Origin of the sequence: Christiangramia oceanisediminis, from assembly GCF_022570735.2 — a bacterium.
Classification (GTDB): Bacteria; Bacteroidota; Bacteroidia; order Flavobacteriales; family Flavobacteriaceae; genus Christiangramia; species Christiangramia oceanisediminis.
This window is the reverse complement of sequence record NZ_JANCNS010000001.1, coordinates 1,642,851-1,657,971: the sequence shown is the minus strand read 5'-3', so window position 1 is coordinate 1,657,971 and position 15,121 is coordinate 1,642,851. Positions and strand designations below refer to the sequence as shown.

The window sequence follows — 15,121 nt, the reverse complement described above, 5'->3', positions numbered from 1 at the left end:
TTTTACCCTGCTTAAAACCCAACCTTCAAATGAACATCACTCCCTTCTCAGAAGCCTCACTCCCCTCACTCGGAAAGCGGATGCAAATGTAAGGTGACTTTTGCTTTCAAACCAAATAAAATTTCAACTTTTTTTCGGCCTTTATTTTAGCTGAGCCCTTGCCCTTAGCACTCTCCAGTAATTTCAGTGAACATAACTTCGTTTCCAAAGCGGGTGCAAATATACGCCTGTTTTTTAATTGCACAATAGGCTTTCAAAATTTTTGGAAGTTTTATTTCAATCGGATTATTTCAGCCAAAAAAGAAAGAATAAAAACAGGTTTTTTTAGCAATTGGAAAGAATAATTCAAGAGCAAATTCGTTTCAAAAAGAATTCCGCAAAAAGAAATGCGAAAAACCTATAGAAAAAGATCCCAAACAAGACCAAATCGTACCAGGAAATCGGTATACGGATAACCAGGAGCCGAAAAATTATTATTCCCGTCTATCAAATCATTAACATGTTCCAGCTTAAAGAAGATCCTGGCCTTATCGATCTTAGCGTTAAAAAAGAAGTCTACAACGGGGAAACCTCCCAGATCCTGATCGTTCTGAACATAGAATTCCGCCAGAACAGGATCGTAACCGTTCATTTGATATTTGGAAAAATAGGTAAAAGTAAAGCCGGTTTGTAGGTACAATGCCCGCCTGAACCAATAATCCTTATAATAAATTGAGTTCCTGGTTACAAATTCAGGAAGATTGAGAACTCCCTGTCCCTCTAAAACATTCTGGTACATCAGCGTATTATAGACACCAAACAAACCAAAATCAAAACCTTTCTCTGCCTTCAGTTTTAAATACCTAACCTGGTCACCTGCCTGGAAAGGCTTAACCCTACCTTCCTCATCAAGGCCGAAATAGGTATAATTTTCAATTTGAGAAAGACTTCCGAATATATTACCAAAAATTCCTGAATTAAAGTCGGCATATAATCTCTGGGTAATCTCGTTATCGAAGTTGTTTTGCCAGTTATATTCCACATAATCGCTTTGATACAGCAAAAAGTTGAAATTTGGAACCGAACTATTCTGATTGACCCCGAACCGTATGCGGTTATTTTCATCGAAATCATACCCGGCAGAAGCAGCCAGGTAATTACCTGAAAACTCATCGGATAGGTTCAACCTGCCTTCAGCCTCTATTCCAAAACCTCCAATCTGCTTTTTATACCCGCCTCCAACATGCAGCAGATTTCCATCAAGGCGATTCCCTATAGTATCCCCCGGCCTTATATATACCGCGTTATAACCATATTCATAATTAGTATGCCCGGCCTTGAACACCACTTCGCCCAAAATTTTATTAGAATAACGAACACCAACTTCATTATAAAGCTTTTCCAGCCTGGAAATGTCCTTTAGGCCTGAAGATTCAAAAGCCTGGCCAAATATATCCTCTACGGCATTATCCTGCCGGTACACATATTTCTTGTAACTATAATCAAAAGTATGGAACAGGTTAAGCTGATTCACAGAATCTGTCACATTCAATATTCTATACTGGTGATCCAGGAAAAATCGCTTTCCAAACAAAACACTTTCAGCATTCTCAAAATTCACATCCAGAACAGACCTGTCCTCAAATTCCTCTTCCTTATTGATATATTGTTCAATTGCCTGGTCGGTGAGACCACCGTTTTCTTCATTGAGAAGGTCCTGGGACACAAAATGAGCCTTTGCCGAATACCTTTGATTGGTAGACTGATAACTGAATCCCATTCTAAGGTTACCGGTACTGGTAAGAATGTGCTGATATTTCCCCAAGGCCCTCATACCCTTATAGGCAATGAAAAGGTTAAGGTTTTTGGAAGTATTCACGGTAAAAAACGCATCGAGCTGCTGCCCCTGTTCAGGGACCGTTTTAAAATATAACTGAGTCCAGGGAGTTGGCACATAATAATAATTGATATCCTCTACTTCAAAAAAATTGAAATGCCTTGCCTGGGCTCCGAATTCAGGAAAACTCGACCTGTAATCCTTTCTTAAACTTAAACTATTATAAGTTTGCCCGGTATTAGAGAACGGCAATAACTCGAAATTATCCTGACGCAGGTAATTGAACCGGTAATCCTTTTCTATTGTAAGTACGGTATCCAGATAAGTCGTATCATTTTTAACCGAGATGATCTTGTAAAGATCTATTGAAGGTAGGGTATCTGCCTTCTTAACTCCTTCGGTTCTACCCCTGCCTGAGCCATCCTGGGAGAAAGCGCTGAAAGTAATACAAAATAAGAAGCAAAAAAACAGTCTTTTCATCAGAGCAGAAGTGTAAGAGCAAAAATATAATAATAAACTAAAAAATGATGGAAGATTTCATAAACAAAAAAACCACCCGCCATTGGCGGGTGGTTTCTATTTATAAACTGGTTCTTTGACTTAGTAACCGTCGTTCTGAACCATGTTTGAATTCGCATTCATTTCAGAAAGCGGGATTGGCCAAGCGAACAAGTAGCTTGGGTAATCAATTGTTTCCATGATCATCCCATCTGTTCCAACAGCTTCCATAGTCATTCCAGTACGTAGCTGGTCATCAAATCTGAATCCTTCAAAGATCAATTCTCTTCTTCTTTCCAAAAGAATATTGTCTTTTGTGGCTGCAGCATATAATGATGCTCCTCTGTTAGCAGGAAGTTTATTCAACTGAGTCAAGGCATCGCCTCCAGTTTCCATTAGAGCTTCAGCATAGTTTAAAACTACCTCCTCGAAACGGATCAATGGAATGTTATTGGTAAAGTTTACGTTATCTGGATACTTACCGGTATTTCTAATCCAGTCTCCAGAAGTATCAAGTATTCCTAGACGAACGTCTGAATCTTCGTAGATACCAAGTACTTCTGGTCTTGCAACCACGTCTCCATATCCACTACCATCAGCATTGATCTGGTACATATAAGCCAAACCATTGATACCTGCGTTATCCACCTGACTTGCAGCAAGTTCGAAGATCACATTTACTCCTCCGTCACCCTGCCAGCTATCAACGTAAGAGTCAGCAGAAATAACTGAATATTCACCTGAGTTTACAACAATCTCTGCTGCATCACGTGCTCTAGTCCAGTCTCCAAAGTATACAGCTACCCTAGATTCAAGTGCCTTCACACCAAGCTTAGAGATATACACTTTAGAATCATCATATTGAGAATCCATCATAGAATAAGCCATTTCAAGATCGCTGTAAATAGCCGCCTTTACTTCTTCGATGGTATTTCTGGCAGGAAACAGGTTATCTCCCTTATATTCAGTAACGATTGGCACTCCAAGGTTACCGCTACCAGTATGTTGCTGACCATACTCACGAAGCAGATCAAAATGAGCTAATGCTCTTATAGCTGTGGCCTGTCCTTGAACATGAGCACCATAATCAACATCACCTTCAAGATTTTCAAGGTTTGCATTGATGATAATGTTCGCATTGGCGATCACCTCGTATGCATTGTTCCAGATAAGGTCTGTGTTATTGTTATACAGATACTGGCTTTCGGTAGTATATCTACCCGAGTTACCTATAGAGAATGTATTATCACTTCTTACTTCGTTTGTAATAATAACATCCTGACCGTAATAACCACTTTCAGACATAAGACTGTGTACACCTTTCAGAATACTGAACAGGTTACCCACATTGTTCACACTCTGCTCAACACTTTTATTCTGAGCAAGTGTAGGATCTAAATCTTCTGTTGTACAGGATGATATGGCACCAACTGATATAGCCATGATCAATCCTTTATAAATAATTTTTTTCATCAATAATTTTTTTAAAAAGTTAGATTAACACCTACAAGTACCGCCTTGGTTGGAGGAGTCTCCAATCCTGTTTCACCACCTAGATCCTGTTCTGGATCATAAAGTAAGTTATCATCTTTTACCCAGGTAGCAAGGTTGTTTCCTCTTACATAGATTCTTGCAGAAGTCATACCAATTTGCTCCATTGCTGTACTAGGTAGATCGTAACCTACAGTAACTGTTCTAAGTCTTAAGAAATCTGCATCATAAAGATACTTAGAATGTCTTTGCCATGGCTGTCCAGCTGACGTAAATTTACTATGTCTAGCAACATCTCCAGGCTCCTGCCATCTGTCTAACAATGACTGATATCCATTGTAAGCAAGGATTGGGAAACCATTAGTTTGGTGTAGGTATAAGTGCCATCCTTCGTAGATCTTATGACCACCAGCATAGTATCCCTGAGCATTAATAAAGAAACCTTTAAAGTTGAAGTTCAAATTCATACCAGCAGTAATGGTAGGAATAGAGTTACCTCCCTGGAATACAGCTTCAGCATCATTGAAATTCGTTGTAGTTTCTCCATCTACACCATTTACATACCATTCATCATTACCGGTTTCAGGATTAACACCTGCCCAGGTTGGCATGTAGTATTCTCTTACAGGATGCCCTGTTTCGATTCTAGTAATGGTAGTAGTGATGGTTCTTTCAATACCATTTGGATCTAAAGGCAGTTTTGTTACCTCATTTTCAACGGTAGCAAGGTTACCACCTATACTCAGACCTACATCTTCAGTATCGATAATATTTGCAGTTAACTGGAATTCGAATCCCTGGTTATTCAACTCACCAATATTCTGGGTTTGAGTTGCAAATCCAGTAGTTTGAGAAAGCGGCACATCTAACAGAAGATCTTCCGAATCTCTATTAAAGTAAGCTATACTACCAGTTAAAGCATTCTGGAAGAAGCCAAATTCAAGTCCAACATCAAAGGTCTTGTTGATCTCCCAGGAAAGGTCGTTGTTACCAAAAGTACTAACAGCTTGAGCTCCCTCACCATTATAGTCTACACCATAAGTGAACAGAGACTGGTAGTTGTTCAATCCAATATTAGCGTTACCGGTCACACCATAAGATCCTCTTAATTTAAGATAATCTATAGCACCAGCATCAGCAAGGAAGTTTTCCTTATGAAGGTTCCATGCAGCACCTACAGAGTAGAAATCACCCCATCTGTTATCTGCAGCAAATCTTGAGTTACCTTCTTTTCTGTAAGAAAGGTTCAATACATATCTACTATCGAAAGCAGAATACTGAAGCAAGCCTAGGTATGCTCCCATGTACCAGTCACTGAAACTAGAAGTAACCGAAGTTGGAGTACCAGCACTTGCCAGATAGAACAGTCCATCGTCAGCGAAGTTATTACCAGCACCACCTAAGAAATAGCTACGGCTAGCCTGGTATTCCTGTAAAACTTTAACATCAAATCTGTGATCTGCATTGATCTCGAAGTCATAGTTCAGGTAATTCTGGAATACGTAGAAGGCGTTTGTTCTGTCGTACTGAGAGGCATCACCTGAAGTAGGTACACCATATCCATAATTCCTGTTTGTATAGGTTCTGTAGTTATACAATTGTAAATCCACGTTGAACTTTGCTCCAGCAGAAAAACCTCCACCGATTTCCCAGTCAAGTGAGTTACCTGAAATGATACGGGTGAAACGGTTTTCATTGAAGTTATCTCTTGTAGAGATCAATGGGTTTGGCAGAGCTCCACCAATTTCAGCTGGAGTACCATCCTCATTATAAGGCTGTCTTAGCGGGTTCATGAAATAAGTCGCAGTTCTTGGACTATCAAAATACGCACTAAGCTCCAGGAATGCATCCTGGAAAGAGTAAGATGCCGTGTTGTTAGAAGAGAACTTCAAGCTTGGGCTGAAATCTTTAGAAAAATTCAAAGATCCAGAGATCCTTTCGAAAGAAGATCCAATAACGGTAGCCTCCTGCTCTAAATAACCAATAGACGCAAAGAACCTGTTATCCTCACCTCCACCAGAAGCAGACAAGCTGTACTGCTGGAATAAAGCATCAGGGTTACGAAGAACCTGCTGCCAGTTAGACTCAGGACGTCCAGCCTGATCCCACTGAGCAAACAAAGCACTGTTATTAACTAGAAAATCTTCAGCTTCTGCCTCAGTAGCAAAGAAACCATCATTCACATATGCTTCAGACGCAAGAACAATTCTCTGTGCGTTTGTAAGCGGAGTTGGCTGCTCGATCGCATCATTCTGGAAACCTACCTGAGATGTAAAATTAAACCTGGTAGTTCCATACTTACCACCTTTAGTAGTAATCAAAATAACCCCGTTCGCACCTCTCGCACCATATTGAGCGGTAGCAGAAGCATCTTTTAACACGGTAATAGACTCAATGGTTGACTGGTCTATCGCAGCAAGAGCACTAATAGATGATGTTGCAGCACTAGCACTAGCGTTTCCGTTATTTACCGGCACACCATCAATTACATACAATGGTTCGTTTCCAGCTGTAATAGAGCTGATACCACGAATCCTGATATTAGCAACAGATCCTGGCGTACCAGAAGAAGCTGAAACTGCTAAACCAGCAACATTACCCTGAAGGGCCTGATCTACAGAAGCAGCAGCATACTCGGTAAGCTTCTCTTCACTAACCTCTACCAGAGAACCAGTAATATCTGATTTCTTCTGGGTAACATAACCAGTTACTACAACTTCATCAAGAGCAGCAGCATCCACAAGAAGGGACACGTTGTAAACATTAGAACTACCTACGGTAATGGTTTGTTGTTGAAACCCTACATAACTAAATACAAGCACATCCCCAGGAGCAACAGAAATAGAATAATTTCCATCGAAGTCTGTTTGTGTACCGTTTGACGTACCTTGCTCGATTACGTTAACACCCGGCAGTGGTAAACCGTCTTCATCCAAAACCGTACCTGTGACGGTTTTTTCCTGTGCAAAACCAATTTGCACCACTAACACCAATAGCAGCGTTAGTAATCCTTGTAAACTTTTTTTCATTATTCGTTAAATTTGAATTAGCCTTGCCAAAAATCATAATAAATTCTTAATAAAACAAAATTATTTTACCTGCTATCTTCACAACTAATTAACAATTTGTTTATAAGGCAGTTAGAGATGAAAATTTATTTTGGAAGGCTGTTTAACAGTTGAATAGTATGGAAAATTCTTAATATTTTTGCCAGCATGCTATCATTCTATAATTCAAAAATTTCCGTAGCGGGGACCGATGAAGCCGGAAGAGGATGTTTGGCGGGTCCGGTTACGGCCGCTGCAGTGATCTTACCTCCACATTTTCAGAATCAAACCTTAAACGATTCTAAAGTTTTAAGCCTGGAAACCAGGAATTTTCTTCGTGGTTGTATAGAAGGGGAAGCCATTTGTTACGGGGTAGCCCATGTTTTTATGGAAGAAATCGATGCGTTAAACATCCTGAACGCATCCATCCTTGCAATGCACCGGGCTATCGAAAAGTTGCAGCAAGCGCCACAACATATCATAGTTGATGGCAATAGATTTAAACCTTTTGGCGAAATCCCACATGAATGCATTATCAAAGGGGATGCTAAATTTCTAAGCATTGCTGCTGCTTCCATTCTGGCCAAAACCTACAGGGATGAATACATGGAGAAGATCCATAATGAATTTCCTATGTATAACTGGAAACGAAATAAAGGCTACCCTACCAGGGAACACAGGGCAGCCATCCGGGAATTTGGGGCTACCAGGTATCATCGTAAAAGTTTTAAACTACTTCCGGAACAATTGACCATTGATTTCTAAGTTCATATTTTTGCTTTTAAATAAACCACGCCCAGACCATGAAAAAACTGATGATCCTAACCTGGATATTCATCCTTTCAGCCTGCTCCAATCAAGTAAAAGAGGACTTCAGTTTAACAGAACATATTCCGGAGAATGCAGAAATTATTCTTATCTCTCCAGACCTTAAGTCCTTCGTTACCAGTCTTAACGATAACGGCTTTTTAAACAACAGCGACTTCCACTTTAAAAACAACCTTAAAAAGGAACTGGGCTTTCTTCCCTACCTAAACCTCCGCAACGAAACCGCGATCGCTTTTTCAAATCTTAAGGACGAATCCTTCAGCTACAGCCTTATTACTAAAAGGGATTCCGCACTAATTCCGCTGGATTCAATTCCGAATAAAAGCATCGAAAACCTAAAAGAGGGAAGCCTGGAGTATAAAAAGATAAATCTCGAGGATTTCCATTTTTACCTGAAAGAAACAGGAAATATGGTCTTAATAACCAATTCAAAAAACAAGCTCCACATCAAAGACAATTCTTCTAAATCATTGCATTCAGAAAGATTCAAGGAGGTTTACAAAGCCGCAGACCCCAATAAGAATTCGGTTTTCATCAATCACAAATTTGGAATTCTTAATTCGGTTATCGGGGAAACAGGATCTCGATCCATTCAAAAAATTACCGATTGGAGTGTCGTGGAATTGGACGTAGATCCATCTGAAATCAAAGCTAACGGAATTAGCCTTTTTGACAACCTAATTGATCTGCCAGGCGTTTTAAGAAGAAGCAAGCCAGGGGTTGCCGAAACGACAAGAGTTTGCCCAAGTGAGTTTATAAGCCTTTATGCATTTAGTTTTGACCAACCTGGTGAACCTGTAGTTCCCCAGAACGGGCAGGAAGCAGATTCTACGAAAATTTACACTCCCGATCTCCTGGAGCATATACAGGAAATCGCCCGGGTTAATCTTCCCGAAGGCAGCAGCCTGGTGCTAAACGCAATCGAGATCGAAACCGCAAAGGAGCAACTTGCAGGCACTGGTGAACAGGTGGAAGAATTTAGAGGAAAACCTGTTCTAAGGCTTATCAAGAAACCCGATATACAGCTTGCACTCAGCAACATGGTGGAAATTCCAGCTTTAAATTATTACACGATTCTGGATCATTTCATCATTTTCGCCCCCGAAATCGAAATTCTCCAAAAACACATAAGCAGCTTTCTTAATTCAAATAGTATTTCTGAACAAGCATACTTCAAAGACATGATGAATTCTATTTCCTCAGAGTCATCGATGCTCCTGATCACGCGGAATTCAGCCTTTACAGAAAGATTAACTGCGGGCCAAACCTCTTCCAGTTTCCAATTGAACCGAAACAGCCTTACCATGCTGCAGTTCATCATGGAAAAGGATTTCGCCCATATTCATGCCTATTTTTCAAATTCTGAAGATAATTCCCAGAATTCCAGTGGTCCAGAACAATTTTCTTCTGTTAAATTAGATGCTCCCCTTGCCACCAGGCCATACTTCTTTAAGAACCACAAAACCGATCAATTCGACATCGCCGTGCAGGACGAGCAGAACAGGCTGCACCTGTTTTCCAATAAGGGCAACCTTTTTTGGAGAAAAGAGCTCGATAGCAAGATAACAAGTGATATTTACCAGGTTGACCTTTTCAAGAACGGTAATCAGCAGCTTGCTTTTTCAACTGGCTACAATCTGGAAGTACTGGACAGGAACGGCAACAGGGTTAAACCCTTTCCTATCAGCTTCAACCAGCCACTTACCCAACCAGTTTCCGTTTTTGACTATGACAATAACCGAAATTATCGGTTCGTCCTGACCCAGAATAACCGGCTATATATGGTTGGCCCAAAAGGTAAAGGCATTAAAGGGTTTCAGTTTGAAAAAGCCGGAAGCCAAATCGCCATGCCCCCTAAACATATACGATTAGGCACAAAGGATTATATCCTGGTTCCTGAAAAATCGGGCAGGCTTAATATCTTAAGCAGGCAGGGAGAAATACGAGTACCGATAAGTGAGAGTATTCAATTTTCAGATAATCAATGGTACGGATATAGGGATAAATTTGTCTCTACAGCCCCACAGGGGAACTTACTGGAAATTAGTCAACAAGGGCAAATATCAAAGAAAAACCTGGACCTTGCTGAAAACAACCGGCTTGTTGCAGGCAACGACCTGCTTGTATATTTAAACGAAAATCAACTATCGATCAATGAAAAAACAGCCGAACTGGATTTTGGTTTATATACCAATCCTCAATTGTTCGAAATCCAGGGTAGATCATTGATCGCAATTACCGATCTACAGACTCATAAAGTTTACCTTTTTAACAGCGACGCAGAACTTCTCGAAGGCTTCCCAGTTTATGGTAATTCCCAGGTAGATATAGCAAATGCCGACCTGGACAGAAGGCTGGAACTCATTGTCCAGGGCGAGGAGAATGAAATTATCATGTATAAACTTTAGGGTTAACCCCTACTTACTTTTTGAAGGTTACCCAGTAATTTTGATATTCCTAACCGTTTTAATTTTATTCAGTTATGTTGTCAAAATTAATAATCGGCCTAATTTTTATTTCAAGCCTCCCGATTTATGGCCAACAGAAATTGAAGAGACCAACCAAGGAAGTTGGTATTAGCAGTGTAGATTCCCTGGTAGACAAATCTTTTGATATGTATGACGCCGTTTATGATTATAATCTGCGGCTTGAATCAGGTGAAGAACTCAATGACGAGGAAATGGATCTTCTGGAACAAATTAGCCATGATTCCGAACTTTTATCAGCTTATGCAATAGAAGCAGCGGAAGATATTGATGGAAGGAGTGTTTTTAGACAGGGGAAGGCACTCCTTAACTTAAACAGGGCAAAAAAGGCACTCACCTATTGCCTGGTAACAACCAAGGAAATCCTTATAGAGTAGTTCAAAAATAATTTTTGGTAAAAAAGCACCGAAAACAAAAAGGCCGGAAAATAAATTCCGGCCATTTCCTTTATATTGAGGTTTCAGATTAAGATCCGTAACCAGGATTTTGTACTAACTCAGAGTTCACGTCCATTTCTCTCAACGGAATCGGGAAAGATAGTCTGTCTGAATCGGCAGGAATACCATCTACAGCTCTACCAGTACGAGTGTAATCAAAGATAAGGTGTCCTTCGAACATCAATTCCAGTTCCCTCTCCAGCAGAATATCGTCAACTGTCACATCAGAAAGAAGTTCAGCATTTGATCTTGCTCTAACAGTATTCACATCTTCCAGTGGAGTGGCTCCAATTGCCGAACCTTCTCTAAGGTTTGCTTCTGCTCTTATAAGATACATTTCAGCTAATCGCAGAATAGATACATTCGCGAACTGATTGGTATACTTCTCAGTTAGAGTTCCTCCATTCTGCGCACTGATATAGAAGAAAGACCCTCTATCGTCAGTATCCCCAAAGAGCGCAAGGTATTCTGGATTTACGGTGATATCACCTCCACGTCCACCAAATCTCTGGTCGGCATAATGAACAACTAATTCATTATCTCCTCCCTGAGAGGTAACCTGAAAAGCAAAGATATCTTCACTTGAATCCACATCATTATTGAATGCATCGGCATAGGTTCCGGTTAGGCTATGACCGCTGTTTTCAATCACATCATTAGCAGCTTCAGCAGCCGCGGGATAATTACCTACGTGCAATTGAACCCTGGCCAGTAATGCCTGAGCAGCATATTTATCGGCGAAGAAACTATTTGATTCAGGCAATAGCTCGTAAGCATTCTCAAGATCAGAAATAACCTGCTGGTAAACAGCATCTGAAGAAGCACGAGGTATTTCCAGGTTTTGAGAATAATCGGTTATTCCCTCCAAACTCAATGGAACACCTAATGACCCATCAGGAGAAGTAAAGAATCTGTTAATATCGAAATAGTTAAGAGCTCTCAAAAAATAAGCTTCTCCAACAGCAGTATTTCTTTCGGTTTCATCCTCTATAATATCGGCATAGTCGATAACCAGATTCGCCTGGTTGATGGATTCATAAGCATTTAACCAAAGGGCGCTTACAAAGCTATTGTCCACAAAAATAGCCTTGTTGAAGATTTGCCTTGGCTGCTGAAAGGTTCCGCCCCAGGTAGCCTGGTCTTCAAAACCATAAAGATCGGCCATCATTTGCAGAAATCCTCCATAAGATGCAGACTGACTGGTTTCCTCGTAAGTTCCAATTAAAATATTCTTGATATTCTCGCCGCTCGAAAGGGCAATATCTGTTGAAATAGATTGGCGCGGCTCAATATCCAGCTTCTCATCGCATCCTCCAAGGATGAACGCGAGGGCTCCAACCCACAATAAATTATATACTTTTTTCATAAATTCTTTTTTAGAAGTTAATATTAACACCTATTGACATCGTTCTGGCGGAAGGAGCTGAGTAAAAGGCAACTCCAGCACCCTGGCCTGCATCACTAACCGATTCAGGATCGTACAAATCAAAGTCTGTAAACGTTAATAAGTTGATAGCTGTAAAGTACAGTCTGAACTTTTCAAGTCCTATCTCATCTGTTAAAGCGTCTGGAATGGTGTAACCGATAGTTAGATTTCTAAGCCTGATAAAATCGGCATCCTGAAGATATCTTGTGGAATTAGCCGTACCATTACCACCAAATAACCTGGCCTGAGGCACATCTGTGATATCTCCCGGCTGTTGCCATCTTCTTAACTGGTCTCTGGTCTGGTTATCGAAAAAATCGGCGTTCGCAGATTGATAGATTCCACCTCCATTATAAATACTGGCTCCCCATTCACCAACAAAGGTGGCGGTGAAATCCAGTCCACTAAAATTAATAGTGTTTGTTAAACCAGCGATAACGTCGGCATATGGCTGACCTGCAATAATTCTATTTGCCTCGTTTGGATCGGTTGTAGTTTCTCTTCCTCCTCCATCTTCATTGATATAGTACAAAGCATCTCCATTATCAGGGTCTACACCAGCATACTCAATTAGATAGAAAGAAGACAATGCTTCACCTTCTCTTAGAATCGTTTGACCGGAAACCACATCCTGACCGTCAGGAAGTACTTTCACTTCGTTGATGTTCCTGGAAATATTGAAGTTAGTATTCCAGCTTAATTTATCGGTTTGAACATTCCGGGTATTTAACACGAATTCCACACCGCTGTTCTCCAACACCCCAATGTTTCTTGTAATAGAAGACTGTCCTGAGGTACCTGGAAGTGGCTCATTAAAAATAAGTCCATCAGATTCCTTAACATAATAATCGATCTCTCCAGAGATTCTATTGTCAAAGAATCCGTATTCCAGACCAAGATCCAACTGGTTCACACTCTCCCAGGTTAATTGTGGGTTAGAAGCCTGTATTGGGGCTATACCCGGACGTTGGTTATAAGAAATACCACCAAAAAGACCAAGGGAGGCAAAATCACCAATATTGGCATTTCCAGTTTCCCCATAACTTGCACGAAGCTTAAGGAAGCTCAGAACATCAGAGTCTTCCAGGAACGCTTCTTCACTTACGATCCAACCTGCAGATATCGCAGGGAAAGTACCATATTTCACGTCCTCACCAAAACGGGAAGATCCATCTCGTCTAACACTTGCCTTGAAAAGATACCTATCTAAAAAGGAATAGGTAACCCTTCCGAAGTATGAAAGGAAACTATTCGCAGATTCACTTCCAGCTCCTCCTGTAATCTCGGCTGCACTGCTTATCGTTTCAAAATCATCTGTTGGGAACTGGATTCCTGTTATACTCTGGAATCTTCTATTTGATTGGTTATATTCCATACCAGCCACAACTTCTAGATCATGTGCACTTCCAAACTGCTCAGAAAACGTGAAATAGTTAGATGCCACGTAAGATTCGGTTCCTACGCTAGATGCGTAACCTTCACCATTGGTTGATTGAAACGGTGCCAGTCTACCGGTGTAGCTATCTTCTGTTTGGTAATAAAGATCATATCCAAAATCTGAATTGAATCTGAAATTATCAGTAAAAGAATATTCACCAAAAGCTCTACCTGTAATCCTTCTAATCACTGTTTTATAGAAAGCATGTTTATCCTGTAGTAAAAAGTTAGGATACAATGTATTTGGGTTAGGATCACCATTCTCCAAATAGGCCGGCGAGATTGCAGGCTGAGCAACTGCCTGAATAGGGTTAACAAAGGCGTTATCGTTTGCAATCCTGTCTATTTCTGTTCTTGAGAAACTGGTATTCATTCCAGCACGAAACTTTTCATCGAAACTATGAGTTACGTTAATACGGCTGTTGATCCTTTCCAGGTCGTTTCCAGTTATGATACCTTCTGTATCATTATATGCTCCGGAGAAGAAATAGGTTGTTTTCTCATTACCTCCAGACATTGAAAGACTTGCATCCTGTACATGCCCAGATTGAAGAGCAAGGTCCTGCCAGTCGGTATCTACTTCCCTACTTCTCCAGTCGGTATCTCCAGCCAGGAAGTCGAAAATACCTTCAATATATTCGGTACCATCTTGTTCTCCAAAACTGTTAACGGCTGCTTCGGTAAAAAGTTCGATATATTCATCGGCATTCAACCATTCCATTTCATTAGTTGGCTCACTAATACCATACGAATAGTTTAAGGTGAAAGAAGATCTCCCTTCCTTACCTTTTTTGGTAGTAATGATCACAACCCCGTTTGCACCACGAGAACCATAAACAGCAGCTGCCGAAGCATCTTTAAGAATATCGATAGATTCGATCTCATTAGCGCTTAAAGTAAGTAACGGGTTAGTAGGTGCCCCATTACTGGATTCGTTATTGTTAATCAAAGGCACACCATCCAGTACGTACAATGGTTCAGATCCTGCACCTATACTGGCGATACCACGAATCCTGATATTTACCCCACCTTCTACTTTACCATTGGTTGGAGCTATCTGAACACCAGCAGCCTTACCAGCAATAGTACTTTGAATGTTTGGCACAGGAACTTCCTCGATATCCTCTGCGGTTAATTTAGCAACGTTATCGGTTAATTTTCTCTTGCTTTGAGTACCATAACCTACCACGACTACCTCATCTAATTGTGAAGCATCTTCCTGTAGAATAATATTATAGTTATTAGCTTCCCCAACAGTAAGCGTTTCAGTCGTGAATCCAACATAACTAAATGTTAGAACTTCTCCTGGAGAAACTTCTATACTGTAATTACCATCAAAATCGGTTTGAGTTCCTCTATTGGTGTTCTGAACTATAACATTCACCCCGGGCAAAGGAAGCCCATCGGTATCATTCACCGTTCCACTTACTGTTTTCTCCTGGGCAAAACCAAGATGGCATGTAAATGAAAAAATCAGAACAATAAGGAATTGTAATTGTTTCTTCATGTTTTATCTTTTAAAATTTTGGTAAAAATCCTAATTTTTATTTAAACCATTAAAAAAAAATTTAATTTCTTCAGCAGATTGCATGAAATTTAAATAAATAATGACAGAAGGACCTTTATTTTAATTTTAGATAGATAAAAATGGATTT

8 protein-coding genes are annotated in these 15,121 nt (G+C 40.3%); 3 read left to right on the top strand and 5 right to left on the bottom strand.

All coding sequences use genetic code 11. The features are described from left to right. Positions 1-397: 397 nt before the first annotated feature. The 3 genes from MKO06_RS07330 to MKO06_RS07320 all read right to left on the bottom strand — a co-directional run bounded on the left by MKO06_RS07330 (position 398) and on the right by MKO06_RS07320 (position 6,834). Positions 398-2,296 (bottom strand): putative porin, encoded by a 1,899-nt coding sequence (locus tag MKO06_RS07330; protein ID WP_241550233.1) that lies wholly within the window; start codon positions 2,294-2,296, stop codon positions 398-400. A 120-nt stretch (positions 2,297-2,416) separates the two neighbouring features. Then, positions 2,417-3,787, bottom strand: coding sequence for a RagB/SusD family nutrient uptake outer membrane protein (locus MKO06_RS07325; protein WP_241550231.1), 1,371 nt, complete (start codon positions 3,785-3,787; stop codon positions 2,417-2,419). An 11-nt stretch (positions 3,788-3,798) separates the two neighbouring features. Next, positions 3,799-6,834 (bottom strand): SusC/RagA family TonB-linked outer membrane protein, encoded by a 3,036-nt coding sequence (locus MKO06_RS07320; RefSeq protein WP_241550228.1) that lies wholly within the window; start codon positions 6,832-6,834, stop codon positions 3,799-3,801. Positions 6,835-7,020: 186 nt separating this feature from the next. Between MKO06_RS07320 and MKO06_RS07315 the strand changes: the two genes are divergently transcribed. The 3 genes from MKO06_RS07315 to MKO06_RS07305 all read left to right on the top strand — a co-directional run bounded on the left by MKO06_RS07315 (position 7,021) and on the right by MKO06_RS07305 (position 10,543). Continuing rightward, positions 7,021-7,617, top strand: a complete 597-nt coding sequence (locus MKO06_RS07315) for a ribonuclease HII (protein WP_241550227.1) — start codon at positions 7,021-7,023, stop codon at positions 7,615-7,617. 38 nt (positions 7,618-7,655) lie between these two features. Next, on the top strand, positions 7,656-10,088 hold the full coding sequence (locus MKO06_RS07310) for a hypothetical protein (protein ID WP_241550225.1): 2,433 nt from the start codon (positions 7,656-7,658) through the stop codon (positions 10,086-10,088). Between the two features lie 140 nt (positions 10,089-10,228). Further along, positions 10,229-10,543 (top strand): hypothetical protein, encoded by a 315-nt coding sequence (locus MKO06_RS07305; protein ID WP_241550223.1) that lies wholly within the window; start codon positions 10,229-10,231, stop codon positions 10,541-10,543. Positions 10,544-10,631: 88 nt separating this feature from the next. On the opposite strand, the gene MKO06_RS07300 is transcribed toward MKO06_RS07305, so the two are convergent. Both MKO06_RS07300 and MKO06_RS07295 read right to left on the bottom strand, forming a co-directional pair. Further along, positions 10,632-11,969, bottom strand: coding sequence for a RagB/SusD family nutrient uptake outer membrane protein (locus MKO06_RS07300; RefSeq protein WP_241550221.1), 1,338 nt, complete (start codon positions 11,967-11,969; stop codon positions 10,632-10,634). Positions 11,970-11,979: 10 nt separating this feature from the next. Continuing rightward, entirely contained in the window at positions 11,980-14,973 is a 2,994-nt protein-coding gene (locus tag MKO06_RS07295; RefSeq protein WP_241550220.1) for a SusC/RagA family TonB-linked outer membrane protein, read from the bottom strand. Positions 14,974-15,121: the final 148 nt, after the last annotated feature.